The organism is Conyzicola lurida, from assembly GCF_014204935.1.
Taxonomy (GTDB): Bacteria; Actinomycetota; Actinomycetes; order Actinomycetales; family Microbacteriaceae; genus Conyzicola; species Conyzicola lurida.
In genome coordinates this window covers 3071081-3097265 of the sequence record NZ_JACHMJ010000001.1, presented here as the reverse complement: position 1 = coordinate 3097265, position 26185 = coordinate 3071081, and the positions used below count along the sequence as shown (strand labels likewise).

The following is a 26185-nucleotide window of genomic DNA, read 5'->3' as shown; positions in this document are numbered from 1 at the left end:
GACCGGGCCGCGACTTCGGCGGCCCGGTCTGAGGGGTACTCGCGGTACCGGTCATACCCGGCACTGCCACCCATTCGCGGGCGGTGGTGGCATGGATACATGAACCCGACACCCACGCGTGCTCCCCACAAGGGCGCCATCCTGACGATCATCCTCGTCAGCTACTTCATGATCCTGCTCGACAACTCGGTGATCTTCACCGCCTTGCCCAGCCTCGAGGCCGACCTCGGCCTCTCGACCTCCGAGCTCGCCTGGGTGCAGGACGCCTACACGCTCGTCTTCGGCGGGCTGCTCCTGCTCGGCGCCCGTGCGGGCGACCTCCTCGGCCGCAAGCGCGTGTTCATCTTCGGTCTCGTCGTGTTCTCGGTCGCCTCCCTGCTCATCGCCTTCGCGCCCGCCGGCTGGTTCCTCATCGCCTCCCGCGCCGTGCAGGGCATCGGTGCTGCGATCGTCGCGCCCTCCGCCCTGTCGCTGCTCACCGCGAGCTTCGAGGGCCGCGAGCGCGCCCGTGCCGTCGCCGCCTACGCCGCCACCGCCGGAATCGGCGCGAGCCTCGGCATGGTCGTCGGCGGTGCACTCGCCTCGTGGTTCTCCTGGCGTGCCGGGTTCTTCGTCAACGTGCCGATCGGCATCGCGATGATCGCGCTCGCCCCACGCTTCCTGCCCGAGACGCAGACGCAGAAGGGCCGGTTCGACATCGTCGGCGCCATTACGGCGACCCTGGGCGTCGGCGGCCTCGTGTTCGCCATCCTGCACGGATCAGAGAACGGCTGGGATGACGCACTGACGGTCATCGCCTTCGTGCTCGCCGCGGTGTTCCTGGTCGTGTTCGTCGTGGCCGAGTCCCGCGCCGCCCAGCCGATCATGCCGCTGCGCCTGTTCGCGAGCCGGGAGCGCACCGGCGCCTACCTCACCCGCTTCCTCTACCTCGGCGCGATGATCGGGTTCTTCTACTTCACCACCCAGTTCCTGCAGGGCAGCCTCGGGTTCACGCCGCTGCAGGCGGGAATCGCGTTCCTGCCGATGACGCTGGTGAACTTCGCGGTCGCGCTCACGATCCCGCGGTTGTCGGACAAGGTCGGCAACACCGTGCTGCTCGTGGCGGGCATCGTGCTGACGCTGGGCGGGATGCTCTGGCTCAGCCGCATCGCCCCCGACAGCGGGTACCTCGCCGCGGTCGCCGCGCCCATGCTGCTCATCGGCGCCGGTCAGGGACTCGCGTTCGCCCCCATGACGACGTTCGGCATCGCCGGCACGACCCCGGAGGACGCCGGCGCGGCGTCCGGCGTCGTCAACACGTTCCACCAGCTCGGCACCTCGGTCGGGCTCGGCATTCTGGTCGCGGTCGCGACGATCGCGGCACCCGCCCCCGGGGTGGAGACGGCGGCCTCGATCACGGCCGAGGCGTCGACCGCGCTCACCGCGGGCACGGGGCTGCTGCTGCTCGCGCTCGTCACGACGCTGGCGCTGATCGTGCCGGGCAGTCTCGCGAACCGCCGCGCCGCTCTACAGCCCGCGTGACTCCACGGCCTGGCCGCCGGCGGCCGGCGCGGTCCACGCCGACAGCAGCCGCAGGGCGTCGGCGGACGGGCTGCCCGGTTCCGCCGTGTAGACCATGAGGCTCAGTCCGGGTTCGCCGGGGAACGACATGGCCTCGTAGGACAGGTCGATGTCTCCGACGACCGGGTGGTGGATCTTCTTCAGTCCCGTGCGGTGTTCGTGCACGTCGTGCGACGCCCAGAGCACCCGGAAGTGCTCGCTTCGCGTGGCGAGCTCGCCGATCAGGTCGGAGAGGTCGCGGTTGTACGGGCCGCGGGCGGCGGCGACGCGCAGCATCGCGGCGCTCATGGCCGCGACGTCGTCCCACTCGGGGTAGAACAGCTTCGCCCGGGGGTCCAGGTGGATGTAGCGGGCGAAGTTGACCGTGTCGTGGCCGGCTTCGTACATGTCGGCGTAGAGCGCCCGACCGAGCGCGTTGACCGCGACGATGTCGTGGCACTCGTTCTGCACCGCGGCGGGCAGATCGGTCATCTGGTCGAGGATCTGCTGCAGCACCGGCCGCACCCGCGGCGCGGTGACGCGGCGTCGCTGCTGCCGGCGGATGCCGCCCTGGGTCAGCTGCGCGAGGTCGAACAGGTGCGCGCGCTCGACGTCGTCGAGCTTCAGCGTGCGCGAGATCGCGTCGAGCACTTCGGCCGAGACGCCGGTCGCGTCGCCGCGTTCGAGCCGGGTGTACCAGCTGGCCGAGACGCCGGCGAGGGCGGCGAGTTCTTCGCGCCGCAGTCCGGGCACGCGGCGGTTGCGCCCGGCGGGCAGCCCGACGTCTTCGGGCTGGACCCGGCCGCGTCGGGTGGCGAGGAAGTCCTTCATCTCGGTGTTGCTGTCCATACCCTCGACTGTAGGCGGCGGTCCCGCGACGAAGCAGTCACTGTCAGTGCCCCTATCGGATCGGACTTCCCCGCACCGCCGAACACCTGTTGTCTGGGTAGCGCACTCCAACCGAAGGATAGAAACAGATGAAGGCAGCATTCATGTACGGCGCCGGCGATGTCCGCACCGTCACCGTTCCCGACCCCACCATCCAGGAGCCGACCGACGCGATCGTGCGCATCGTCCGCGCCTGCGTCTGCGGCAGCGACCTCCACCCCTATCACGACATGGATGACGCGGCCGAGGGTGTGCCGATGGGCCACGAGTTCCTCGGCGTCATCGAAGACATCGGCGGCGACGTCGCCACGGTGAAGAAGGGCGACCTCGTCGTGGCCGCGTTCGCCTGGGCCGACGGCACCTGCGAGTTCTGCCTCGACGGGCTGCAGACCTCCTGCCTGCACGGCGGCTTCTTCGCCGCGGGCGGGGTCGGCGGCGGCCAGGCCGAGGCGATCCGCGTGCCGCAGGCAGACGGCACCCTCGTGGTGCTGCCCGTCGCCGAGGACTCCGAGCTGCTCCCGTCGCTGCTCACCCTCGCCGACGTCTACGGCACCGGCTTCCACGCCGCGAAGCAGGCCCGCATCACCGCCGACACCACCGTCACGGTCATCGGCGACGGCGCGGTCGGCCTGATGGCCGTGCTCTCCGCCAAGCGCCTCGGCGCCGAGCGCATCATCCTGATGGGCCGCCACACGGCCCGCACCGACCTGGGTATCCGGTTAGGCGCGACCGACGTCGTCGCCGAGCGCGGGGACGAGGGCATCGCCAAGGTCCTCGAGCTCACCGGCGGCCACGGCACTCACACCGTGCTCGAGGCCGTCGGCTACCGTGCGGCCTACGACCAGGCCCTCGGCGTGGTGCGCCCCGGCGGCGTGATCAGCCGCGTCGGAGTGCCGCAGTACGAGGACGCCCCGATCGGATTCGGCAGCCTGTTCGGCAAGAACGTCACGCTCACCGGAGGTCCGGCACCCGTTCGCGCCTACATCGACGAGCTCCTCCCCGACATCCTCTCGGGAAAGGTGAACCCCGGACTGGTCTTCGACCAGACGATCAGCCTCGACGAGGCAGCCGACGGCTACAAGGCGATGGACAGCCGCCAGGCGCTCAAGTCGCTCATCCGGTTCTAACCGCCGGTCGCCCGGGTCCATGGGAGCAGGTACTCGCAGGGCCTCTCACCCGAGAGAGGGTCGGCGTAAAGTCGCCCCCATGGACCCCCGCGACGACATCCGAGAATTTCTGACCTCGCGGCGTGCGAAAATCACGCCCGAGCAGGCGAAACTGCCCGCCTACGGCGGCAACCGCCGAGTGGCCGGGCTGCGCCGCGAAGAGGTCGCGATGCTCGCCGGCGTGAGCGTCGACTACTACACGAAGCTCGAGCGGGGCAATTTCGGCTCCGTCTCGGAGGGAGTGCTCGAGGCCCTCGTACGTGCCCTCCAACTGGACGCGCCCGAGAGGGAGCACCTCTTCCACCTCGCCAACGCGACCGCGACCATCAAGCCGGGCGGCCACCGCGAGGCCTCGCCGCACGTGCGGCAGGCGGTGCAGCGGGTCGTCGACGGCCTCGCCGACGCCCCGGCGTTCGTGCGCAACAACCGCCGCGACCTGCTCGCGAGCAACGCCCTCGGCCGTGCCCTGTACTCGCCGATCTACGAGGACGTGCCGCCCGGGCAACCGGTCAACACGGTGTGCTTCCTGTTCTTCAACCCGAAGGCGCGGGTCTTCTTCCGCGACTGGAACAAGGCGGCCGCCGACGTCGTCGCGAACCTGCGCACCGAGGTCGGCCGCGACCCGCACGACCGGCTGCTGCAGGAGCTGATCGGCGAGCTGCTCGCCGGCAGCGCCGAGTTCTCCGCACACTGGGCGTCGCACGACGTGCGGTACCACGACACCGGATTCAAGACCGTGCACCACCCGGAGGTCGGCGACCTCGACCTCACCTTCGAGACGATGGACCTCCCCGCCGATCCCGGCCAGGCGCTGATCGTCTACGGGGCGGAACCCGCGTCGGCGACCGAGGCGTCGCTGCGCCTGCTCGCCAGCTGGGCGGCGACGACCGCGGCTGAGGCGCGAGCCGACGCGAAATAAGGGAGGCACTGCCAGTACCCCGATCAGCAGGGTCTCTCGTATCGGCGCAAGGAGGCGTTGACTGGAGTCATGAGAGCAACACTGATGTACGGCGCCGGCGATGTCCGCGTCGAAACCGTTCCCAACCCCACCATCCAGGAGCCGACCGACGCGATCGTGCGCATTGTCGCCGGCTGCATCTGCGGCAGCGACCTCTGGCCCTTCGCCTCCCGCGCCGCCACCGACGAGGGCTCCCGCATGGGCCACGAGTTCGTAGGCATCGTCGAGGAGCTCGGCGCCGCGACATCCGGCCTGGCCGTCGGCGACTTCGTCATCGCACCGTTCGTCGCCTCTGACGGCACCTGCGACTTCTGCCTCGAGGGCCTCCAGACGAGCTGCCGTCACGGCGGCCACTGGGGCGGCCACGAGGATGGCGGACAGGGCGAATTCGCCCGCGTCCCGCAGGCATCCGGCACCCTCGTCGTCGTGCGCGCCGGCTTCGACGAGAAGCTGATCCCCTCGCTGCTCAGCCTCTCCGACGTCATGTCGACCGGCTACCACGCGGCCAAGAAGGCACGCATCGAGCCCGGACAGACCGTCACCGTGATCGGCGACGGTGCCGTGGGCCTCTCCGCGGTGCTGTCCGCGAAGCTCATGGGCGCGTCGCGCATCATCCTGATGGGCCGTCACCGCGCCCGCACCGACCTCGGCCGCGAGTTCGGCGCCACCGACATCGTCGCCGAGCGCGGCGACGAGGGCATAGCCCGCGTCAAGGAGCTCACCGGCGGCGACGGAACCCACGTCGTGCTCGAGGCCGTCGGCCTGCGCCCCGCGCTCGAGACCGCGATCGCCGTGGTCCGCGACGGCGGCATCATCAGCCGCGTCGGCGCCCCGCAATTCTCCGAGGTGCCCCTGGGCTTCCCCGAGTTTATGCGCAACATCACCCTCACCGGCGGCGTCGCCCCGGCCCGCGCGTACATCGACGAGCTGCTGCCCCTCGTGCTCGACGGCACGATCGAGCCCGGCCGTGTCTTCGACCGCACCATCGGCCTCGACGACGTGCCCGCCGGCTACCAGGCGATGGCCGACCGCGAAGCGCTCAAAGTACTCGTCCGCCCGTAACGGAAAGTCAGGAACACCATGATCGACATCACACTGAACAACGGCATCGTTATGCCGGCACTCGGCCTCGGCGTCTTCCAGACCCCGCCCGAAGAAACGACGGCCGCCGTCGTCTCCGCTCTCGGAACCGGCTACCGCCACATCGACACGGCCGCCGCCTACGGCAACGAGCGCGAGGTCGGCCGCGGCATCGTCGAGTCCGGCGTACCCCGCGACGAGATCTTCGTCGAGACCAAGGTCTGGATCAGCGACTACGGCTACGACGAGACTCTGCACGCGTTCGACAAGAGCGCGGGCAAGCTCGGCGTCGACCAGATCGACCTGCTGATCCTGCACCAGGCACTCCCCGGCGAATTCCAGAAGACCGTCGACGCCTATACAGCGCTCGAGCGGCTGCTCGCCGACGGCCGCGTGCGAGCCATCGGCGTCAGCAACTTCATGCGCTCGCACCTCGACGCGCTGATCGAGCAGACCACCGTCGTGCCCGCGATCAACCAGATCGAACTGCACCCCTACTTCTCTCAGCCCGACGTGCAGGCGGCGGATGCCGAGCGCGGCATCGTCACGCAGGCCTGGTCGCCCATCGGCGGCATCACGTCGTACCGCGGCGGCGGGAAGAGCGCGTTCGAGGAACCCGTCCTCCTCGACATCGCCGCACGGTTCGACAAGAGCGCGGCGCAGGTCATGCTGCGCTGGGGCCTGCAGCACGGTCGCTCCGTCATCCCGAAGTCGACCAAGCCCGAACGCATCGCCGAGAACTTCGACGTGTTCGACTTCGAGCTGACCGCCGAGCAGATGGGCGCCATCGACGCCCTCGACACCGGCGTGCGCGGCGGCCCCGAGCCCGAAGCGGTCACCCTCGAGGCCTTCGGGCGAGAGATCCCCGAAGCGTGACCGCCGCCACGAAGCCCCGCGTCGTCCTCGTCGTCGGAGCTACCGGAAGCGTCGGCCGCCACGTCGTGACGGAAGCCGTGCGCCAGGGTTACGAGACGCGGGCGCTCGTGCGCGACGCCGCACGCGCCGGCAAGCTGAACCCCGCTGCACACAAGATCGTCGGCCAGCTGACCGACGCGACGACCCTCGCCGATGCCGTGGAGGGCATCGACGCCGTCGTCTTCACCCAGGGATCGTCCTACGGCGACGCGACGGCCGCCGAGTCGGTCGACTACGGCGCCGTGAAGAACGTGCTCGTGGCGCTCGACGGCCGACCGGTGCGCATCGCGCTGATGACCGCCATCGGCGTCACCCGCCGCGGCAACAGCCACGACTGGAAGCGCCGCGGCGAACGCCTCGTCCGCGCCAGCGGCAACGCGTACACGATCGTGCGGCCCGGCTGGTTCGACTACAACGACGCCGACCAGCTCGAGATCACCCTGCTGCAGGGCGATACCCGCCACGCGGCGAGCCCCGCCGACGGGGTCGTCGCCCGGCGCCAGATCGCCCGCGTGCTCGTCGACAGCCTCGCCTCCGACGCCGCCGACCACCTCACCTTCGAGCTGGTGGCCGAGCGCGGTGCCGAACAGGCCGACCTCGAACCCGTCTTCGCGGCGCTCGACTCAGACCCGGTCGGAACGATCGACGGCGTTCGCGACGAGGGCAACATGCCCGCGTCATCCGAACCCCGCAGCGTACTCGCCGACCTCAGCTCACTCGAATAAGGAGACCACCCATGGACTACCGCCTTCTCGGACGCACCGGCGTCGAGGTCAGCCCGCTCGCGCTCGGCACCATGATGTTCGGCGCGTGGGGCAACAAGGACACCGATGACTCGGTCCGCGTCATCCACCACGCCCTCGACTCGGGAATCAACTTCGTCGACACCGCCGACGTCTACTCCGCGGGGGAATCCGAGGAGATCGTCGGCGCGGCGCTCAAGGGCCGCCGCGACGACGTCGTGCTCGCCACCAAGTTCTTTATGCCGATGGGGGAGGGCCCCAACCGCGGCGGCGGGTCGCGCCGGTACATCATGCGCACCGTCGAGGATTCGCTGCGCCGCCTCGGCACCGACTACATCGACCTCTACCAGGTGCACCGTCCCAGCCCGCTGATGGACGTCGAGGAGACGCTCGGCGCCCTCACCGACCTCGTGCGTCAGGGCAAGATCCGGTACATCGGGTCGTCGTCGTACTCCGGCAGCCAGATCGTCGAGGCGCAGGTCGCCTCGCGCGACGGACACCTCGCCCGCTTCGTCACCGAACAGCCGCCGTACTCGATCCTTGTGCGCGGCATCGAGCAGGACGTACTGCCCACGACCCAGCGCTACGGCATGGGCACGCTCAGCTACAGCCCGCTCGCCGGCGGCTGGCTCTCGGGCAAGTGGCGAAAGGATGCCGCACCCGTGCCGACATCCGCGAACCGTCCGCCCGCCCGCTTCGACATGAGCACCGCCGCGAACCAGCAGAAGCTCGAGGTCGTCGACGCGCTCGCCGGCATCGCCGCTGACGCCGGGATCACCCTGATCGAGCTCGCGATCGCCTTCGTCATCAACCACCCGGGCATCACCTCGGCGATCATCGGCCCGCGCACCATGGAGCAGCTCGAGTCGCAGATCTCGGCGGCCGACATCACGCTCAGCACCGAGACCCTCGACCGCATCGACGCCCTCGTCGCGCCGGGAGAGACGATCAACCCCGACGACAACAGCTACGGCACGGCGGAGCTCGCTCCGGCGGCACGGCGTCGGTAGCCGCAGTATGCGTTTCTCACGCACGGCGGTCGGCACGGCCGTCATGGTCGCGGCGGTCGGGATGACGGGGTGCAGCGCGGAGGCGCCCGAGACGGCGGCGACCCCAGCCGCGCCCGGAACAGCCGCCCCCGAAACGCCCGCGCCCGAAGCAGCCGACTCCGTCTACACCGACGGCGAGTACTCGGCGACCGGCTGGTACGGCGGTCTCCCGTCGCACCACGACGTCACGCTCACCATCGCCGACGACATCGTCACCGCCGTCGAGATCACCACGCCCGCCGAAGACGAGACCTCGCTGGGCTACCAGCAGCAGTTCGCGGCGGCGCTGCCCGACGCCATCGTCGGCCAGAGCGTCGACGACCTCGCCGTCGACCGGCTCGCCGGGTCGAGCGGCTGCTCGGAGGGCTTTATGGACGCCCTCGCCCAGATCAAGACCCAAGCATCGGAAGGAACACCATGACCACCCACCCCAAGCAGGTCGGCAAGGGCCGCGACATGTTCGGCGACTTCGCCCCGAAGCTCGCCGAGCTCACCGACGACATGCTCTTCGCCGACGTCTGGAACCGTCCGGAGCTCTCGCCCCGTGACCGCAGCCTCATCACGGTCGCCGTGCTCACGGCCGGCGGCAACACCGAGCAGCTCGGCTCCCACCTCGCGCTCGCCGAGAAGAACGGCGTCACCCGCGAGGAGCTCATCGAGGCGATCACCCACGTGACCCTCTACGCCGGCTGGCCCAAGGGCATGTCGGCCATGGGCGTCGCCAAGAAGCTCTTCACCGAAACGAAGTAGAGAAATCCCATGAACATCGAACCCGCCATCCCGACCTCGAAGAACCCGCCCGCCCAGTTCGCCGGCGACGTCTGGCTCGACCCGATCGCCCTCCCGCACGAGCCGGACCAGACCATGGTCGTCGCGACCGTACGGTTCGCCCCCGGCGCCCGCACGGCCTGGCACTCGCACCAGCACGGCCAGTACCTCCGCGTCACCCAGGGCATCGGCCGCTTCGGCACCCGCGACGGATCGATCATCGAGGTGCACCCCGGCCAGACGCTGTACACGCCTCCCGGCCAGGAGCACTGGCACGCCGCCGCTCCCGGAGTCTTTATGGAGCACATCGCCATGATCCAGAACGCCGAGGATGCCGCGGCGACCACCACCTGGGCAGAGCACATCACGGACGCCGAGTACAACGGCGAGTAGTCCGCCCGGGCCTATCAGGCGGGCTGTAACACCACAACACCTAGTGAAAAAATAATGACAGCCGTCAAAATAGAATTCGACTCACCATTAGGGCAGCCAGCTCCGATGGGCCGAGTCGGTTCACCAGGTCCGCGGCGTCACCGCTTCCACACGCCACAGGACCATCGTTCCGCCGGCCCGAACCGGCGACTATTCCGGCACTTGGAAGCAGCTACGCATGGCTCGAAACATCGGGGTCGTTCTTCCCCGCAGTATTCATCCGACACAGATCGCATCGTTCGCCCGCACGGCAGAGTCCTCGGGATTCAGCGAGGTCTGGGTGGTCGAGGAACCGTTCCACCGCGGGGTCGTCGCGCAAGCGTGCGTCATCCTCTCGGTCACGTCGACGCTGACGGTGGGCGTGCGGTTACTCGCCTGCCCGGCCCGTAACCCGGTCAGCACGTCGCTCGAGCTCGCTGCTCTGGCGCGCATCTTCCCGCACCGGCTCCTCGCCGCGGTCACGGCCGACGCGGGCTCGCTCTACTACGAGCCGGGCCTCTCCGCCGAGGAATCCGGCGCGGCCGGTGTCGCTGCCGAGCACGCGCGGACGATCCGCCACCTCCTCAACGGCGGCGAGATCGACGTCTCGGTGAGCTCCGGCGTGAACTTCTCCGTCGCCCTCGACGAGTGCGTCGAGGAGCCGCCGCTGGTCTTCCACGATTCGTCGGTCGAGGTCGACGGCGACGGGGTCGTCCTCCCGTACCTGTCGTCGCCCTCGTTCGCGGCGCTCGCGACGGTCTTCGCGCCGACGCGGGTCGCGGTCGCCCAGGTCACCGCGCACGCGGAGTGTCGCGAGGAGGCCGTCGCCGAGGCGCGCGCCACGCTGGCCGTGCTGGAGGAACCCGACTGGGACGCGGCGCTCGTGGGGCTGGATTTCGCCGACGAGTTGAGGTTCGCCCGATTGGCGGCCCGTTCGTATCGGTCCTTCGTCGCCGACATGCCCGACGCGTGGATCGAAGCGCTCGCGCTCGTCGGGTCCGCGGAGCAGATTCAGGGCCGGATCGACGAGTTCCGCCGCGCCGGGGTGACCGTCGTCGTGATGATCCTCGCCGGGGAGGACGAGATCGATGCGGTCGCGCGTCTCGGGGCCCTCGTGCACCAACCGGCGGGCATTGCCGCCGTGGGGGCCGACCGATGAGCGGCGTGACGACCCACCGCATCCGGTTCGGCGGCAAGCAGTACGTGCTGCATCCGTCGCAGGACGTACCCGCCCTGAAGACGCGGCTGGCAGCGGCCGCCCTGCTCGGCGGCGGTTTCGTCGACTTCGCGACGGCCGGCGACCTGCAACTGTCGCTGTTTATGAGCCCGAACATCGCCGTCTGGTTCGAGGAGTCGCACAGCGGCGACTAGCCCGCCGTTCCGAGGGGGTCTTGACCGGCTACTTGTTTTTTGCAAGTGTGGTGTCGTTCATATATCGAACCCACGAGATGGAGACCACAATGGCCCAGATGTTCGTCAACCTGCCGGTGACCGACCTGGAACGCGCGAAGGCGTTCTATACCGCTCTCGGTTTCACCATCAACCCGGCCTTCACCGACCACAACGCCGCGTGCGTCGTCGTCGACGAGGGCCACAACTATTTCATGATCCTGGTGCGCGAGTTCTTCCAGACCTTCACCGACCTGCCCATCGGCGACCCGGCCGTGAACCCCACGGTGTCGACCGCCATCTTCCTCGACAGCCGCGAGGCGGTCGACAAGGCTGCCGTCGACGGCATCGCCGCGGGCGGAGCGGAGCCTCGTCCGGCCTCGGACTACGGCTTTATGTACCAGCGCCAGCTCACCGACCCCGACGGCAACTTCCTCGAGTTCGGCTGGATGGACCCGGTCGCCGCCGAGCAGGGCCCCGAGGCCTTCGCGAATCAGCAGGCCTGAGGCCGATGGCGGCCCGCGACTACGGGGAGTACGGCGGCGTCACGCGCGCCCTCGAGCTCATCGGCGAGCGCTGGGCGCTGCTCATCGTCCGCGACCTCCTCGTCGGTCCGCGCCGCTACGGCGAACTCGCCGCGGGACTTCCCCGGATCCCGAGCAACGTCCTCGCGGCGCGGCTCAAAGAGCTGCAGGCGGCCGGCGTGCTGCGTCGGGCGCCGCGCTCGCGCGTCATCGTCTACGAGCTGACCCCCTACGGCCACGAGCTCGAGCCGGTCGTGCTCGCGCTCGGGGCGTGGGGATTCAAGGCGCTCGACGACCCACGCGACGAGCAGGTCATCACCCCCGACTCGATGACGATGGACCTGCGCTCCGCCTTCCGCGCGGGAATCGCGGCCGAGCTTCCCGCGACCGCGTACGCGGCACGCGTCGGGGAGGCCGAGCTGCTCATCCGCGTCGACGGGAGGACGCTCGACGTGAGCCGAGGCGACGGCCCCGCCGACCTCGCTTTCGCGGCGGGTCCCGGTATCCGTCGGGTCATCTCCGGCGAGCTCGCCGCCGACCGGGCGATCGCGACCGGCGTCGTCGAGGTGCTGCACGGCCGCGGCGCGCTGCTCGACCGGTTCGCGACGACGTTCCACCTGGCGGCGTGACCCCGGCCGACCACGCAGAACTGCCACTCTTCGTCGAGGTTCTGCCTGCGGCATCCCGAGCCCTGTTCGTGTCGGATGACGGGGACACAATAGATCCGTGACTCGCCGCGGACTCCTCCTCTTTGCCGGCCTCGGAATCGCCTGGGGCATCCCGTATCTGTTCATCAAGGTCGCGGTCGGCGAACTCGAGCCGGCCATGGTCGTGTTCGCGCGTTCGGCGCTCGCGGCGGTTCTGCTGATCCCGCTCGCGGTTTTCCGGCGCGAGGTTCTCACCGTGCTGCGGCGGTGGAAGCCGATGCTCGCCTACACGGTCGTCGAGATTGTGGTGCCGTGGTACTTCCTGAGTTCGGCCGAGCGCACCCTGCCGAGCTCGACGGCGGGGCTGTTGCTCGCGGCCGTGCCGCTGGCCGGCGTCGCGGTGGCGTTCTTTATGGGGCGGCCCGCCCGGCTCACCGGGATGAACTGGCTCGGCATCGCGATCGGCATGCTCGGTGTGGCCGGCCTGGTCGGGCTCGACGTCGGCGGCTCCGATCTGCCGAGCGTGCTCGAGATGGGCGTCGTGGTCGTCGGCTACGCGGTGGGTCCGGCGATCCTGTCGAGATGGATGCCGGACCTGCCTGGCGTCGGCGTCGTGGCGGTCTCGCTGGCCGGGGCCGCGCTCATCTACGTCCCGGTCGTCGTTCTCACGCAGAGCTGGCCCACGGCCTGGCCCTCGGCGCAGGTCACCGGATCGATCATCGTGCTCGCGGTCGTCTGCAGCGCCCTCGCGTTTCTGCTGATGGTCGGCCTCGTCGCCGAGATCGGCCCGGTCAAGGCGACCACGATCACCTACGTCAACCCGGCCGTCGCGATCATCGCGGGCGTGCTCGTGCTGGGGGAGCGGGTCACCGTCTGGACCGTGGTCGGCTTCGCACTCGTGCTCTCCGGGTCGTGGCTCGTCACCCGCCGCAGTCGCGAGGTCGCGGCATCCGCCGGCACTGAAGGAGTGTCCGCACAAGTCAACTGAGACGTCGAAACGGGCCGCAGTACACTCGTCCCGTGCGGATCCGAGCGATCGATCTTGTCGACGTCTTCGTGTACCTGGTCGTGCTCGGCCTGTTCACGCAGATCTTCCCTGCCGTGATCTCGGAGACGTTCGTGCTGGCGCTCCTCACGGCGATCCTGCTCAAGGTCGTGCTCGAGGTCGTGCTGCTGGTCAAAAAACGCACGATAGAACGAATCCGGATGTCGCGGCTCCCCGTCGTGCGGATTGCCAACGTCGTCGTGCTGTTGCTCGTGCTCCCCGGCAGCAAGTTCCTCGTGCTCGAACTCGTCGCGCTGGTGTTCGGCGACTCGGTGTACCTCGGCGGCTTCTTCCAGGTGACCGCGCTGATCATCGTCCTGATGCTCGCCCGTGGAGGGGTTCGACGTCTTCTGCCGGAGGAGCAGCCGACGGCAGGGCCGGAGTGACCGCCGCTACTCGAGGGCGCGCAGTGCTGCCGCGATCTCGTCGGGCGGCAGGACGGAGAACGCGACCCCGCCACGGCCGTCGCTCACGATGAGGTCCCACACGCCCGGGTGGGAGATGACCGTCGCGGTGAGCGGCCCGCTCGTGAAGACACGCACGGTGCGCGTCTCGATGCGGGAGTGGTCGGTCCACCGGGCCAGCGCGTCGTCGCCCGCGAAGCGCGGCAGGCCGTAGGGATCCATGACGGTCACCCTACCGAGCGGAACGTCAGAGAGTCAGAGCGTCAGCCGGTGGTCGACGACGAGCTGGGCGACCTCGTGCAGTTTCGCCTGATTCGCGCGCGCGTAGCTCCGGAGGAGTTCGAAGGCGTCGTCGACGGGGATCTTGCGCCCTCCGGCGACGATCCCCTTGGCCTGTTCGATGAGGACGCGGCTCTCCAGCGCGATCTTCAACTGCTCCTCGGTGCGACGTTGGGTGTCGCGGGTGCGGATCTGCAGGATTGCAATGGTGGCGGCGTCAGCGAGAGCTTGCGCGAGGGCCGCGTCTTGGTCGGAAAAGTCGCCGGTCTGTTCGGAGAAGATGCTCATCGCGCCGATGGTGTGATCGCGGAGGCGGAGAGGCAGAGCGTGCACCGCGCGAACGTTCTGTCGACGGGCCGCTCGGTAGTAGTCGGGCCAGGCGGTGGCAGCGGTACCGATGTCGTCGACGTTCACGGGAAGGCCCGTGGTGAAACACTCGATACAGGGCCCGGAGCCGGCGCCGAGTTGCAGCATCTGGATGTGGTCGGCTCGCTCGCTGGAGGACGCAACGACGTGCAGTTCCCCGGCGCTGTCGGCGAGCAGGATGCCGGTGTCGCCGACGGCAGGAATGGTGAGCGTGGCCAGAGACAGCTCGTGGAGCACTTCCACGATTCCGGCGTCTGAATCGGCCACGTCGGCGAGGGTTACGAACATCGCCGCCAGTCGTGTTTCGCGCTCCGTCGTCGACATGAACTCACACTATGCCTCGCGCCGGGCGCGCCGAGAGGATTGTGCAATCGCACGGGCGCGCGAATGATTGCCGGTAGAGGTGCGCCGTCTTCGAGCCCCGATCCGCCGGGTCAATGCGTGGCGTCCTGTCCGGCATCCACGGTCGGTCCGACGGCATCGGCCGCGTCATCCTGACCCAGGTACTGGGCCGAAATGATGCGGTACGACCTGGTGAAGAACGCCCCGACCGCGGCGAGCACCATGACGATGCCCGCGACGAGGAAGACCAGGGCGATGCCGCGGGCCTGTCCGTCGCCGAGCAGCCAGCCGAGGCTGGAACGACCGTCGTCGGAGTTCATGAAAGGGATGATCAGGAACTCCGCGATCGGCGCGATCAGGAACGCCGTCACGGGTGCCGCGGCGGACTCGAACGCCGCCGCGAAACCGAACACCCGGCCCTGCGTGCGGAAGGGGACGACCTTCTGGATGACGGTCTGCTCTGACGCCTCGACCGCCGGGATCAGTGTCATGTAGAGCCAGATGCCCGCGGCGTAGAGCCACCACCACTCACGGATCGTGAACAGTGCCCCGAGAACGCCCATGAGGATGACGAGCATCAGCATGGTGCGGATCGGATTGCGCCCGAGACCGAATTTCGCGACCAGAAGGCCGCCGATGATGAACCCGGTTGACGTGATACCGAGGATGACGCCCCACCACTCAACGGGGAACAGCTCGAGCCCGTACGGGTCCATCAGCGCCATGTAGACGCCACCGATGAGGTTGTTGAACGTAGAGAAGATGATGAGCGCGAAGAGCCCGGTCGCCGCACGCACCGCCGTGATGCTGCCGCGCAGGTCGATGAGCGGCTGGCGCTCGCCGTCCTGATGCGGCCGCTCCTCGGGAACGCGGAGGAACAGCAGGTGCACGAGGGCCGCGGCCGAGAGGGCGATCGCGATGATCAGCGTCCAGCCCATGCCGAGCAGGCCGATCGCGAGCCCGCTGAACACGCTCGTCACCATAAACGCGAGCCCCTGCACCGTGCCGACGAGGCCGTTGGCGTTCGCGTGCCGGTCGACCGGGATCAGCAGGGTGACCGTGGTCGACAGCGCGATGTTGCGCATGTTCTCCACGACGGCGCCGAAAAGGATCACGCCGCTGAACAACCAGAACATCGGTCCGCCCAGATCGAGCAGCACGCTCTCGGGGAACGCCGTGTACAGCCCGAAGCTGATCGCGAACGAGACCAGCGTGACGGCGCCGGCGAACACCATCACCTGGTGCTTGCGGTGCCGGTCGACGATCGTGCCGAAAGCCATCGAGCAGACAGCGACGAGCAGCATGTACGCGCCGCCGATGATGCCGGTCGCGAGAACCGAGCGCGTCTCGAGGTACACCCAGAACGTCAGCGCGAACCAGAGAAAGCTCGTCGTCACGTTCGCGACGGCCGTGTTGACGAGGATCTGGGCGAAAGTGCGTCCGCCGCCGGTCGGCGGCTCGTAGACAGGGGCGGATGCCGCGGCGGCGGGTGTCTCGTCGGTGTCAGCCATGGGCACTCTCCGGTCGGCGCGCACTCGCTGTCAGGCCGAGATCGAACGGATATCGCCGGAACCGACAGGCGCTGCGACAGTGGCGGACCGGTGCCGAACAGTTTATGTAGACAGCGTGAACATGTCGAGAGGCGGTCTAGATTTGATTCCACCTCATGCCCGCCCTTCCCACCCGCCACGTCAGGAGACCGCCATGCCCAGCCCGCTCGAACTACTCGCCTCGAACCTGCACGACGTCTTCGGCAACCGTGACGCCGCCGCCCGCCGGCGGGCGATCGAGACGATCTACACGGACGACGTCGTCTTCACCGATCCCGAAGAATCGGTGACCGGCTGGGACGCGGTCGAGGCGAAGGCCGCCGCGCTGCTCGACGGGGCGCCCGCCGAGTTCGAGTTCGCCGACGACGGCATCGCCTACACCGGCGCGGACGCGGGAGCGCTCGCCTGGACCTTCGGCCCGAGCGGCAGCCCGGTCGCCCGCGGCATCGACCTGATCACCGTGCGCGACGGCCGCATCGCCGAGCTGCGCACGCTGCTGCACGAGTAGGGCTTTCGACGAGGGTCACCCCGGGCCACAATCGAGTCATGAGTGACCCATTCACTTTTCTGAAGGAGAAGACCGGGCGCGCGATGCCCGAGTGGATCGGTGTCGTCGAGGCGAGCGGGTTGACCTCGCACCGCGACATCCTGAACTGGCTGAAGACCGAGCACGGACTGACGCACGGTTTTGCCAACGGGATCGCGCTCGCCTTCCGCAACCGCGACGCCTCCGTCACCGAGGACGACCTCGTGGCCGCGCAGTACGACGGGGCGAAGGGCGCTCTGCGCCCGGTCTACGAGAGGCTGGTCGCCGCGGCCATGGAGCTCGGCGACGACGTCGAGATCGTGCCCAAGAAGACCGGGGTGTCGCTGCGCCGGTCGAAGCAGTTCGCGCTGATCGAGGCGCCGAGCGCCGTGCGGGTGCAGCTGGGACTGCAGCTGAAGGGGGAGCCGGTCACCGACCGGTTGCTCGCCGGCAACGCCATGTGCTCGCACCGGGTGAACGTGACGGCGGTCGACGAGATCGACGACGAACTGCTCGGCTGGCTGCGTGAGGCGTACGAGCGCGGCTGATCCACGGGGCCGGTAGCATCGAGCAGCCGGACGGCACCCCGCCGTCGGACGAGAGGCCGCCCGCGCATGACCACCGACTTCCTGCCGCCGCTGCACGAACGGCACTTCGAGGACTACCCCGTGGGTCTCGTCGCCGAGTTCGGTCCGGCCCGGGTGAGCGACGCGGAGATCGTCGCGTTCGCCACGGCGTTCGACCCGCACGCGATGCACACAGACGCGGAGGCGGCGCGGTCGGGGCCGTTCGGCGGGCTCATCGCGAGCGGCTGGCACACCACCGCGGTCATGATGAAGCTCATGGTCGACAACTTCCTCAACGAGCGCACGAGCCTCGGCTCGCCGGGCGTCGACGAACTGCGATTCCCGCTGCCGGTGCGGGCCGGCGACGAGCTCACCGCGCGCTTCACCGTCGTGGCCGCGCGGCCGTCGGCGTCGAAACCCGACCGCGGACTCCTGCACACCCGCATCGAGCTCAGCAACCAGCGCGGCGAGGTCGTGATGACGCAGGTGATGATGAATCTGGTGCGGCGGCGCGACCTTGGCTAGGCGCTCGCTCGTTTCCCGCTCGGCCTGCCGGTCGCGACTCAGGCAGGTTCGAGGGCGGATGCCGCGTGGTGGCGGATTCTCGCGGCCGCGACATCCGCCCCGCACTTTCTGCCTGAGTTGCGACAGTGGAATCTTCGCGGAACGAGTGAGAGCCGGTGCTAGTGTTCGGGCATGATCTGGGGGCGCGTCTACTTCGCGCTTCAGGCTGTGGCCGGCGCCGCGTGGTGGATCGCGGTCGCGCTCTCGCCGTTCGTGCGTGAGGCGACGCTCGGCAGTCTCGACCCGGTCGCGCTCGCCGTGCTCGACATCCCGCTGTTCGTCGTCGCCTCCGCGCTCGCCGCGGCCGGGGTGAAGCCCGCGGCCTGGGTCGCAGCGGCGTGGACGCTGCTCGTCGCGGTCGGGCTCGCGGGCTTCGCCACCGTCACGGGCGAGGCGGGCTGGGGCGTCGTCGTCATGGTGGCCGCGGCCGGCGGATCCGTGGTCGCGCTCGGCCTCGTCGTGCTCGGGCGCATCCCGACCGAGTGGGTCATCGCCGGCCCCTTCGCGTTCCGCCCGGCGATGCCGCGAAGTCGCGACCTCCTGCACGTCGCCGCGACGTTCGGGCAGATCGTGGTGTTCTGGGGATTCTTCCTGGTCGTCGTGCCCCTGCTGATCTCGTTCCTCGAGCAGCGCTGGGGCGTCGGGTCCGATGCGCCATGGTTCGTGGGAGTCGTCGGCGGCGTCATCCTGACCCTCGCCTCGGCGCTCGGAATCTGGGCGGCGATCACGATGTCGACCCTCGGCAAGGGCACCCCGCTGCCCGCGGCGATGCCCACCGCGCTGGTGATCGCCGGTCCGTACCGCTGGGTGCGCAACCCGATGGCGGTCGCCGGCATCGTGCAGGGCGCCGCGGTCGGCCTGATGCTGTCGTCGTGGCTGGTCGTCGTCTACGCGCTGATCGGCTCGGTGCTCTGGAACTACGCCGTGCGGCCCCACGAGGAAGCTGATCTCGAGAAGCGGTTCGGCGACGAGTTCCGCCGCTATCGCGACGCGGTGCGCTGCTGGATCCCGCGCCGGCCGCGCGTGCTCGTCGCCGCGGTGCTCGTCGGCGTCGTTGCCCTGACCGGCTGCACGCAGGCCGAACCCGACGGTGCGCTCGTCGCACCCTCGACGACCTACAGCGGCGTCGCCTTCGTCGACGACCTCGACTACGGGGCGCCCGGCGGAGTGCGGCTCGACGTCTGCATGCCCGAGGGCGACGCGTCGGAGCCGCGCGCGGCGATCATCGGCGTGCACGGCGGCAGCTGGAGCGGCGGCGACAAGGGGCAACGCCCGTGGCGTGAGATCTGCGCGTGGCTCGCCTCGGAGGGCTTCGTCGTCTTCCAGACCAACTACCGGCTGGCCCCGGCGAACCCGTACCCGGCCGGCATCGACGACGTCACGACGGCCGTCGAGTGGATCCGGGATGACGCGCAGGCCGACCGGTTCGGATACGACCCGGCGCGGCTCGGTGCGTTCGGCGACTCGGCCGGCGCCAACCTGACCGCGCTGCTCGGCACGCGGGGCGAGGGCGATACGACGACCGGATCGCGGGTCGCCGCGGTGGTCGACCTCAGCGGTCCGATCGACCTGACGCGCGAGGGTGCCGCCCTCGGAGATCTCGCCGAGGACTTCCAGCGGGTGGAGCTCGCCTACCTCGGCTGCGCGTCGTTCGACGAGTGCGCCGACGCGCGAGACGCGTCGCCGCTGTACCAGGTCGACGCGAGCGATCCGCCGTTCTTCGTCGCGCACTCCCTCGACGAGTTCGTGCCCGTCGAGCAGGCCGAGGTCTTCGTCGCCGCACTCGAGGCCGTCGGCATCGACGTCACCTACGTGGCGGTCCCCGGCACGGCCCACGCGCTCTCGCTGCTCTACGACCAGTCGCTGCGCGACGAGATCGCGGGCTGGCTGCACGACCAGCTCGACTGAGCCGGTCGCTGAGCCTGTCGAAGCGCCGCCGCCCGCCGCTACACCAGCGACCGCGCCATGATCGCCTCGGTCAGCGCCGCCACAGGTTCGGCCGGCGCGAGCGGATTCGACAGCAGCGTGAAGCGCACCTGCCCGAGGGTCGGCAGGGCGAACCGCACGCTCACCTTCACCAGATCCTCGGGGATCAGCGTGTGCGGGTACACCGCGAGCCCGAGACCCGCGCGCACCGCGGTGAGCACCCCGTTGACCTCGCGCGTGTTGCAGCCGATGCGCCAGGTGCGGCCCTCCGCCTCCAGCGCCTCGATCGCCAGCCGGCGGCTGATACTCGGCGACTGGTACATCACCAGCGGCACCGGTTCGTCGGGTTCGAGCAGTGTCTTCTCCTGCGCCATCCAGACCATCTCGTCGGTTCGCACCACGGTACCGACGTCGGTCGACGCGGGGTCGGTCGCCTCGGGGAACTGCTTGATGAAGATGAGGTCGAGCTGCCCGGCCTTGAGACGGCGGTGCAGCACGCCGCTCTGGTTCACAACGAGCTCGAGCGAGATGTGCGGGTACTGCTGGCGGAAGTGGCGCAGGATGCGCGGCAGTTGCGTCGTGGCCAGGTCGTCGGCGGCGCCGAACCGGATGCGTCCCCGGGTGGCAGAGCCGCTGAAATAGCTGGATGCCGCGGCGTGGGCCGCGAGGATCGTGCGGGCAAAACCGGCCATGGCGTCGCCGTTGTCGGTGAGCCGTACCTCGCGCGTGTCACGGGCGACGAGCAGCCGGCCCGACGCGGTCTCGAGCTTGCGGATCTGCTGGCTCACCGTCGGCTGGCTCAGCCCGAGCTGGGCCGCGGCGCCGGTGAAGCTGCGCGTCTCGGCGACGGCGAGGAAGGTCTGGAGCAGTACCGGGTCGAACATGGCGGCCTCTCATTCGAAAACGTAATGCCAGTTATACCCGCAATTGACTATCGCGATCAGTGCCGCGCTCGCTACCGTCGAATGGGCCGCTCTTATCCGGCCGTACGCAACTAAATCCAGGACATACGTGACTACCGCGACAAGCGTCGGCTTCCCGCCGACAGAACCACTGACCCAACTCACCTCCCCACCGCCGTGGAAGCAGACCTTCTCTTCCCTCAAGGTGCGTAACTACCGCATCTTCGCCCTCTCCAACCTCATCGCCATGACGGCCATGTGGATGGCGCGGATCGCACAGGACTGGCTGGTGCTCGAACTCTCGGGCAGCGTCACCGCCGTCGGCATCACCGTCGCGCTGCAGTTCGCGCCGATGCTCGTCTTCGGCCTCCTCGGCGGCGTGATCGTCGACCGCTACCCGAAGCGCACGCTGCTGATGATCTGCCAGTCGATCGCCGTGCTCACCAGCGCGACGCTCGCCGCACTGGTGCTCACCGGCACGGTCGAGGTCTGGCACATCTACCTCTCCGCGCTCGTGCTCGGTTTCGTCACCGTGGTCGACAACCCGGCCCGCCAGTCGTTCACCGGCGAGATGGTCGGACCCTTCCACCTGCGCAACGCGATCAGCGTCAACTCGTCGACGTTCCAGGTCGGCGCGCTCATCGGGCCCGCGCTCAGCGGCGCCCTGCTCGTGGCCGTCGGAGCCGGCTGGTCGTTCGGTCTCAACGCGCTCGGCTGCGCGTTCGTCGTCGTCAGCCTGGCGCGGCTGCGCACCAGCGAGCTGTACCGCACCCCGTCGATGCCGCGGGAGCGCGGCCAGCTCCGTGCCGGCATCCGCTATGTCTCGTCGAAGCCGGCCATTCTCTACACGATCGTCATCATGGGGTTCTTGGCCGTCTTCGGGCAGAACCTGCCGGTGATCCTCTCGGCGTACGCGAAAGACGTGTTCGGCGTCGGGGCGGCGGGCTACGGGGTGTTCAACACGCTCGTCGCGGTCGGCGCGCTCACCGGCGCGCTGCTGTCGACGCGGCGTCGCGGATTCGGCCTGCGCGGCATCGTCGTCGCGGCGCTCTGCTACTCGCTCGTGCAGACGGTCAGCGGTCTGATGCCGACCGAGGAGAGCTTCGCGGTCGCGCTCGCGGCCGTCGGGCTGACCTGGCTGCTGTTCATCACGCTGGCGAACTCGCTGGTGCAGCTGTCGTCGAACGCGGGGGTGCGGGGCCGGGTGATGGCGCTCTACGTGCTCGTTCTGCTCGGCGGCCAGTCGATCGGCGGGCCGCTCATGGGGCTCGTCGTCGAACACTTCGGCGCGCAGACCGGCATGCTCGTGTCGGGCGGGGTGCCGCTCGTCGCGGTCGCCGTCATCGGCGTCGTGCTCGCGCGGCGCGGACTGCTCGCCAAGCCGGGTACGCCCGGTCGGGGGCTGAGTGCGCCGGGGCTGACCGCGTAGACAGGTCCCGCCGCTAGGCTCGCGACCGTGCTGAGTGCTGCCGACACCCTCGATCCGCGACCGTCGCGCGTGGCGATCGCGGGCGCGCCGGGTGCGGGCAAGACGACCCTGGCACGGACCCTCGCTCCGTTGCTCGGGGCCGAGGCCGTCGAGCTCGACGGCATCGCCCACGGCCCGGACTGGACGATCCGGCCCGGGTTCGTGGAGGAGGTATCCGCGGTCATCCGCGGCGACCGCTGGATCACCGAGTGGCAGTACGACGAGGCGCGGCCGCTCATCGCGTCGCGCGCCGACACCCTGGTCTGGCTCGACCTGCCGCGCTGGCTGGTCATCGGCCGGCTCGTGCGCCGCACCGTGGCGAGCCGTCGTGGACACGAGGTGCTCTGGGCGGGCAACGTGGAGCCGCCGCTCTGGACCGTGCTGGTCGAGCCGAACCATATGATCCGCTGGAGCTGGCGGTCGATCGGGCTGGTACGCGAGCAGGTGCGGGCGGCCGAGCGCGAGTACCCGGCGCTGCGGGTGGTGCGGCTGCGGTCGCGGAGCGACGTCGACGCCTTCGTCTCGCGAATCCGCGAATCGGCTGGCTGATCGCTGGCAGCGCAACCCGGGGGCTGTTCCGGCCCGGGCCCGCTGATTAGCCTGAGCGTATGAGCCCACGTCGCCGTACCGCCGCCGCCATTCTCGTTGCCGCCGCCGCGCTCCTCTACGGCATCTCGCCGGTCGACGTGATCCCCGAACTGCTCACCGGCCCGCTCGGTCTCACCGACGACCTCGCCGTGCTGCTCGGATCGGGCTTCGCCGTCTGGAAGCTGCTGAGCGGCCGCGGCGACACCGGACCGAAGAAGGCCGCGCCGCCCGCAAGCTGACGCGTCACGACGTTCCGCGGGTTCGGGCGCGCGAGATAGTTTGCGCCTCGCGAACTCGCTTCGCGCCCGCCCGATACGCCCTCTCATCGGCGGCGCAATGCTGTTCCCGGGGCACGGGAAGAGCATTTCGCCGCCGATACGGGCGGGTCGCACCGGTAAGCGACGCCGCCCGGCCGTCAGGGGTGGAATGCTGCTCAGCGTGCCGGCCGGGAAGCGCAATAGGGCACCCCTGAACCGGTAGTCGGACGTCCATCGGCGGCAAATTGCTGTTCCCAGGCCCTAGGAACAGCAATTTGCCACCACCCAGCGCCGGTCGCGCGGCGCCCACGACGCGAAAAAGCCCGCCCCGCGTGAGCGGGACGGGCTTGAGCGCTGTGGTCGGAGAGTTACTCGGCGGCCTTGGCGGTGATCTTCGCGATGCCGACGACGAGTTCGTCGGTGACGGCGTCGGTGCCGAAGGTCTCGTTGAGGAGGCCGGCGGCGTCGGGGCTGACGAGGACGGTGGTTCCTTCGAGGACGGCGTTGCCGTCGGCGTCGGTCTCGAGCGGGTTCAGGGTCGAGCCGTCGAGGTTGAAGATGTAGACGTCGGTGCCGACCTCTTCGCCGTTCGCGGTCACGGTGCCGGTGAGGCGGCTGGTGCCGGGGTCGATGACGAAGTCGGAGAGTCCGACGGTGATGTCGCCGCCGGTGAGGGTGATGCCGGAGCCTTCGTGGTCGATCTCGCCCTGGACGTAGGGGCGGTAGTCCTCGGCGGGGTCGTAGTAGTCGACGTTTCCGCCGGTGATCGGGAAGGCGAGGGTGCCGGTGGCGGCGTCGAGGGTCGCGGTGCCGGTCACGCCGGGGGTGAGGCCGAGGGTGGTGAGGGCTTCGAGGAAGCCGGCGTCCAGGGTGACCTGGGTGTCGACGCCGTCGAGGGCGGGGATGGAGGCCAGCGGCGTGGGGTCGGCTTCGACCGTGGCGCTGGGCGAGGAGGAGGACTCGGTGGTGCTGCTGGTGCCGGTCGAGCAGGCGGCGAGGCCTCCGACGAGCACGGTGGCTGCGGCGATACCGACGGTGACTTTGTAGAACTTACGCATGATGAAATCCTTTGTTTGAGCTTCCGATGTGATTACCCGGGTGCTGGTAATGGGTTCGGCGCAGTTGCGGAACTGGATTGGTTTCAGCTGTGATGGAGCCGAGACCGACGGCGATTGAGGGGCACGGGATGACGGATCCGACGACCGACCAGAGGGTGTGGTTCATCACCGGAGCGAGCAGCGGTCTCGGCCGCGAGTTCGCGCGGGCGGCGATCGACCGCGGCGACCGCGTGGTGGCCGTCTCGCGCACGATCGAGCAGTCCGACGAGCCGTTCGACCCCGAGACGACCCTGCGCCTGAACGTCGACGTCACCGACCGGGACGCCGTGTTCCGTGCCGTCGACGCGGCGGTCGAGCGCTTCGGCCGCCTCGACATCGTGGTCAACAACGCCGGCACCATGGCCAACGGCTTCATCGAGGAGTTCACCGAGCAGCAGGTGCGCGACCAGCTCGAGACGAACTTCTTCGGTGCAGTCTGGGTGAGTCAGGCCGTGATGCCCGTGCTCCGTCGCCAGGGCGGCGGCCGCGTCATCCAGATCTCGAGTATCGGCGGCCTCGGCGGTTTTCCCACCAGCGGCATCTACAGCGCGAGCAAGTTCGCGCTCGAGGGTTTCAGCGAGGCGCTCGCCATGGAGGCCGCCCAGTTCGGCATCAAGCTGACGATCGTGCAGCCCGGCGGCTACTGGACCGACCTCTACAACCGCATGCAGACCGCGTCCGAACTGCCCGAGTATGCGGCGATGCGCGCCGAGATCGCCGCCCAGATGCAGGACGGCAGCATCGACAGCGACCCGAAGCTCGCCGCCGACGCGGTGATGAAACTCGTCGACAGCGACGAACCCCCGTCGCGACTGCTGCTGGGAGACATGGTCTACGACCTCGCGTTCACGATTTCCGAACAGCGGATGACGGACTGGAAGAGCTGGGAGAAAGTCAGCCGCGCCGCCGAGCATGCGATCCCCGACCCGGGAGCCGCTGCCACGCAGCAGTGACGGCACGAGCCCCGCGGCGCTCACGGCACAATGGGTGCATGAGCTCCACGTCGCCGAAGCCGCGCCCCTCTGACGTCGCCGTGCGCGCACGCTTCGGCGTCGCCGTGCTGTTCTTCACCAACGGCGCGATCTTCGCGAACCTGCTGCCGCGGTATCCCGAGATCCTGCGCGGGCTCGACCTGAGCAATGCCGCCTTCGGACTGGCTGTCGCCGCGTTCCCGCTGGGTGCGCTGCTCGCGGGTCTGAGCGCGGGCGCCCTCGTGCGCCGCTTCCGCTCGTCCCGGGTGGCGGTCGCCGCCGCGGTCTTGTCCGCGGTGGGCATCCTGGTCGGAGGCGCCGGCCAGTCGTGGCTCGCCCTGGCCGCCGGGCTCTTCCTCGCCGGGGCCATGGACTCGATTACGGATGTCGCGCAGAACTCGCACGCCCTGCGAGTTCAGCGGCTCTACCGACGGTCGATCCTCAACTCGTTCCACGCCATCTGGAGCATCGGCGCCGTGGTCGGCGGCATCCTGGGCGCGGGAGCCGCGCAGCTCGGCATCCCGATCCCGTTGCACCTCGCGATCTCGCTCGTGCTCTTCGCGACCGCGGCCCTCGTGGCGTACCGCTTCCTGTTGCCGGGCGCCGAGCCCGCCGAACCGGAGGCCGCGCCCGTCGAACACGCCAGCCGCGGTGCCGCGCGAAAGTCGTCGCTCGCCAAGTACGGGGTGCTGGTCGCCCTCGTGCTCATCGCCTCGGCCGGCGCGATCGTCGAGGACTCGGGCGCCTCGTGGTCGGCCATCTACCTCGCCGGGCCGCTCGGGGCGTCCGCCTTCCTCGCCGGCACCGGCTTCGTCGCGCTGCAGGGCATGCAGTTCGTCGGCCGGATCCTCGGGGACCGGCTCGTCGACCGGTTCGGGCAGCGAGCGGTCGCCCGGGTCGGCGGCATCGTCGTCTTCCTCGGGATGGGAACGGCGCTCGCCTTCCCGACGGTCGCCGGCACCATCGCCGGGTTCGGTCTGGCCGGGCTCGGGGTGTCGACGCTGATCCCCGCGGCGATGCAGGCCGCCGACGAGCTGCCCGGCCTGCGCGCGGGCACGGGGCTCACGATCGTGAGCTGGCTCATGCGGGTGGGGTTCCTCGTCTCGCCGCCGATCGTCGGGTTCATCGCCGATAACTCGGCACTGCGGTTCGGTCTGCTCATCGTGCCCGCTGCGGGGCTGATGGTCGTGCTCTTCGCCGGAGTGCTGAGCAACCGCACCGTGTTGCACCGGCATTCGGACCCCGCCTGAGCTCCCG

At 69.5% G+C, this 26185-nt stretch carries 31 protein-coding genes and 1 pseudogene; 26 read left to right on the top strand and 6 right to left on the bottom strand.

Annotated elements, in window-relative coordinates:
• Nucleotides 1-99 precede the first annotated feature (99 nt).
• Nucleotides 100-1521, top strand: a complete 1422-nt coding sequence (locus HD599_RS15100; protein ID WP_184239031.1) for an MFS transporter — start codon at nucleotides 100-102, stop codon at nucleotides 1519-1521.
• Here HD599_RS15100 and HD599_RS15095 read toward each other — a convergent pair.
• Nucleotides 1507-2388: a helix-turn-helix transcriptional regulator gene (locus tag HD599_RS15095; protein ID WP_184239029.1), complete on the bottom strand. Its 882-nt coding sequence runs from the start codon at nucleotides 2386-2388 to the stop codon at nucleotides 1507-1509. The genes HD599_RS15100 and HD599_RS15095 overlap by 15 nt on opposite strands.
• 128 nt (nucleotides 2389-2516) lie before the next feature.
• Between HD599_RS15095 and HD599_RS15090 the strand changes: the two genes are divergently transcribed.
• The 15 genes from HD599_RS15090 to HD599_RS15020 all read left to right on the top strand — a co-directional run bounded on the left by HD599_RS15090 (nucleotide 2517) and on the right by HD599_RS15020 (nucleotide 13508).
• Nucleotides 2517-3554, top strand: coding sequence for a zinc-binding dehydrogenase (locus tag HD599_RS15090; RefSeq protein ID WP_184239027.1), 1038 nt, complete (start codon nucleotides 2517-2519; stop codon nucleotides 3552-3554).
• 79 nt (nucleotides 3555-3633) lie between these two features.
• Nucleotides 3634-4512, top strand: coding sequence for a helix-turn-helix transcriptional regulator (locus HD599_RS15085; protein WP_184239025.1), 879 nt, complete (start codon nucleotides 3634-3636; stop codon nucleotides 4510-4512).
• A 69-nt stretch (nucleotides 4513-4581) separates the two neighbouring features.
• The gene (locus HD599_RS15080; protein ID WP_184239023.1) at nucleotides 4582-5613 is read left to right on the top strand and encodes a zinc-binding dehydrogenase; all 1032 of its coding nucleotides are present in this window, start codon (nucleotides 4582-4584) and stop codon (nucleotides 5611-5613) included.
• Nucleotides 5614-5631: 18 nt separating this feature from the next.
• Nucleotides 5632-6507 carry an aldo/keto reductase gene (locus HD599_RS15075; protein WP_184239021.1) on the top strand — a complete coding sequence of 292 codons (876 nt, stop codon included), beginning with the start codon at nucleotides 5632-5634 and terminating at the stop codon, nucleotides 6505-6507.
• The gene (locus HD599_RS15070; protein ID WP_184239019.1) at nucleotides 6504-7271 is read left to right on the top strand and encodes an NAD(P)H-binding protein; all 768 of its coding nucleotides are present in this window, start codon (nucleotides 6504-6506) and stop codon (nucleotides 7269-7271) included. Before HD599_RS15075 ends, HD599_RS15070 begins: the two co-directional genes overlap by 4 nt.
• 11 nt (nucleotides 7272-7282) lie before the next feature.
• Entirely contained in the window at nucleotides 7283-8299 is a 1017-nt protein-coding gene (locus HD599_RS15065) for an aldo/keto reductase (RefSeq protein ID WP_184239017.1), read from the top strand.
• A gap of 7 nt (nucleotides 8300-8306) precedes the next feature.
• The gene (locus tag HD599_RS15060; RefSeq protein ID WP_184239015.1) at nucleotides 8307-8759 is read left to right on the top strand and encodes a calcium-binding protein; all 453 of its coding nucleotides are present in this window, start codon (nucleotides 8307-8309) and stop codon (nucleotides 8757-8759) included.
• The gene (locus tag HD599_RS15055) at nucleotides 8756-9088 is read left to right on the top strand and encodes a carboxymuconolactone decarboxylase family protein (protein ID WP_184239013.1); all 333 of its coding nucleotides are present in this window, start codon (nucleotides 8756-8758) and stop codon (nucleotides 9086-9088) included. The genes HD599_RS15060 and HD599_RS15055 overlap by 4 nt, the downstream gene beginning before the upstream one ends.
• A 9-nt stretch (nucleotides 9089-9097) precedes the next feature.
• The gene (locus tag HD599_RS15050) at nucleotides 9098-9499 is read left to right on the top strand and encodes a (R)-mandelonitrile lyase (protein WP_184239011.1); all 402 of its coding nucleotides are present in this window, start codon (nucleotides 9098-9100) and stop codon (nucleotides 9497-9499) included.
• A gap of 217 nt (nucleotides 9500-9716) precedes the next feature.
• Nucleotides 9717-10676, top strand: a complete 960-nt coding sequence (locus HD599_RS15045; protein WP_184239009.1) for an LLM class flavin-dependent oxidoreductase — start codon at nucleotides 9717-9719, stop codon at nucleotides 10674-10676.
• Nucleotides 10673-10888, top strand: coding sequence for a hypothetical protein (locus tag HD599_RS15040; protein WP_184239007.1), 216 nt, complete (start codon nucleotides 10673-10675; stop codon nucleotides 10886-10888). Before HD599_RS15045 ends, HD599_RS15040 begins: the two co-directional genes overlap by 4 nt.
• A gap of 89 nt (nucleotides 10889-10977) precedes the next feature.
• Nucleotides 10978-11412, top strand: coding sequence for a VOC family protein (locus HD599_RS15035; RefSeq protein WP_184240653.1), 435 nt, complete (start codon nucleotides 10978-10980; stop codon nucleotides 11410-11412).
• Between the two features lie 5 nt (nucleotides 11413-11417).
• A complete protein-coding gene (locus tag HD599_RS15030; RefSeq protein ID WP_184239005.1) occupies nucleotides 11418-12059 on the top strand; it encodes a winged helix-turn-helix transcriptional regulator in 642 nt (213 codons plus the stop codon).
• Between the two features lie 97 nt (nucleotides 12060-12156).
• Nucleotides 12157-13065: an EamA family transporter gene (locus HD599_RS18370; protein WP_184239003.1), complete on the top strand. Its 909-nt coding sequence runs from the start codon at nucleotides 12157-12159 to the stop codon at nucleotides 13063-13065.
• Nucleotides 13066-13097: 32 nt separating this feature from the next.
• Nucleotides 13098-13508 (top strand): hypothetical protein, encoded by a 411-nt coding sequence (locus HD599_RS15020; protein ID WP_184239001.1) that lies wholly within the window; start codon nucleotides 13098-13100, stop codon nucleotides 13506-13508.
• A gap of 6 nt (nucleotides 13509-13514) precedes the next feature.
• On the opposite strand, the gene HD599_RS15015 is transcribed toward HD599_RS15020, so the two are convergent.
• From HD599_RS15015 to HD599_RS15005, 3 genes are all read right to left on the bottom strand, one after another.
• Complete coding sequence (locus tag HD599_RS15015; RefSeq protein WP_184238999.1) at nucleotides 13515-13748, bottom strand: hypothetical protein; 234 nt, start codon at nucleotides 13746-13748, stop codon at nucleotides 13515-13517.
• 33 nt (nucleotides 13749-13781) lie between these two features.
• Complete coding sequence (locus HD599_RS15010; protein ID WP_184238996.1) at nucleotides 13782-14495, bottom strand: GAF and ANTAR domain-containing protein; 714 nt, start codon at nucleotides 14493-14495, stop codon at nucleotides 13782-13784.
• 110 nt (nucleotides 14496-14605) lie between these two features.
• On the bottom strand, nucleotides 14606-16024 hold the full coding sequence (locus tag HD599_RS15005; protein ID WP_184238994.1) for an MFS transporter: 1419 nt from the start codon (nucleotides 16022-16024) through the stop codon (nucleotides 14606-14608).
• Between the two features lie 193 nt (nucleotides 16025-16217).
• Between HD599_RS15005 and HD599_RS15000 the strand changes: the two genes are divergently transcribed.
• From HD599_RS15000 to HD599_RS18105, 5 genes and pseudogenes are all read left to right on the top strand, one after another.
• Nucleotides 16218-16571, top strand: coding sequence for a nuclear transport factor 2 family protein (locus tag HD599_RS15000; RefSeq protein ID WP_184238992.1), 354 nt, complete (start codon nucleotides 16218-16220; stop codon nucleotides 16569-16571).
• A 38-nt stretch (nucleotides 16572-16609) separates the two neighbouring features.
• Nucleotides 16610-17137, top strand: coding sequence for a DUF5655 domain-containing protein (locus HD599_RS14995; protein WP_184238990.1), 528 nt, complete (start codon nucleotides 16610-16612; stop codon nucleotides 17135-17137).
• Between the two features lie 66 nt (nucleotides 17138-17203).
• Nucleotides 17204-17680, top strand: a complete 477-nt coding sequence (locus HD599_RS14990; RefSeq protein ID WP_184238989.1) for a MaoC family dehydratase — start codon at nucleotides 17204-17206, stop codon at nucleotides 17678-17680.
• Nucleotides 17681-17851: 171 nt separating this feature from the next.
• Nucleotides 17852-18736: pseudogene (locus tag HD599_RS18110) on the top strand (methyltransferase family protein); the annotation flags it as partial.
• Nucleotides 18737-18904: 168 nt separating this feature from the next.
• Nucleotides 18905-19627, top strand: a complete 723-nt coding sequence (locus HD599_RS18105; RefSeq protein ID WP_246376855.1) for an alpha/beta hydrolase — start codon at nucleotides 18905-18907, stop codon at nucleotides 19625-19627.
• 38 nt (nucleotides 19628-19665) lie between these two features.
• Here HD599_RS18105 and HD599_RS14980 read toward each other — a convergent pair whose 3' ends face one another.
• Nucleotides 19666-20529: a LysR substrate-binding domain-containing protein gene (locus tag HD599_RS14980; RefSeq protein WP_184238985.1), complete on the bottom strand. Its 864-nt coding sequence runs from the start codon at nucleotides 20527-20529 to the stop codon at nucleotides 19666-19668.
• A 127-nt stretch (nucleotides 20530-20656) separates the two neighbouring features.
• On the opposite strand from HD599_RS14980, the gene HD599_RS14975 reads away from it, so the two are divergent.
• Genes HD599_RS14975 through HD599_RS14965 form a run of 3 tightly spaced genes read left to right on the top strand, consistent with a single transcriptional unit; the run spans nucleotide 20657 to nucleotide 22842 of the window.
• Nucleotides 20657-21976 carry an MFS transporter gene (locus HD599_RS14975; protein WP_184238983.1) on the top strand — a complete coding sequence of 440 codons (1320 nt, stop codon included), beginning with the start codon at nucleotides 20657-20659 and terminating at the stop codon, nucleotides 21974-21976.
• Between the two features lie 27 nt (nucleotides 21977-22003).
• Nucleotides 22004-22564 carry a P-loop NTPase family protein gene (locus HD599_RS14970; RefSeq protein ID WP_343062100.1) on the top strand — a complete coding sequence of 187 codons (561 nt, stop codon included), beginning with the start codon at nucleotides 22004-22006 and terminating at the stop codon, nucleotides 22562-22564.
• A 59-nt stretch (nucleotides 22565-22623) separates the two neighbouring features.
• Nucleotides 22624-22842, top strand: coding sequence for a DUF1232 domain-containing protein (locus HD599_RS14965; RefSeq protein ID WP_184238981.1), 219 nt, complete (start codon nucleotides 22624-22626; stop codon nucleotides 22840-22842).
• 386 nt (nucleotides 22843-23228) lie between these two features.
• Here HD599_RS14965 and HD599_RS14960 read toward each other — a convergent pair whose 3' ends face one another.
• Nucleotides 23229-23918, bottom strand: coding sequence for a hypothetical protein (locus tag HD599_RS14960; RefSeq protein WP_184238978.1), 690 nt, complete (start codon nucleotides 23916-23918; stop codon nucleotides 23229-23231).
• Nucleotides 23919-24046: 128 nt separating this feature from the next.
• Here HD599_RS14960 and HD599_RS14955 point away from each other — a divergent pair, with 128 nt between their 5' ends.
• Nucleotides 24047-24910, top strand: a complete 864-nt coding sequence (locus HD599_RS14955) for an SDR family NAD(P)-dependent oxidoreductase (RefSeq protein WP_184238976.1) — start codon at nucleotides 24047-24049, stop codon at nucleotides 24908-24910.
• A 38-nt stretch (nucleotides 24911-24948) separates the two neighbouring features.
• A complete protein-coding gene (locus HD599_RS14950; RefSeq protein WP_184238974.1) occupies nucleotides 24949-26178 on the top strand; it encodes an MFS transporter in 1230 nt (409 codons plus the stop codon).
• The last annotated feature ends 7 nt before the right edge of the window (nucleotides 26179-26185 follow it).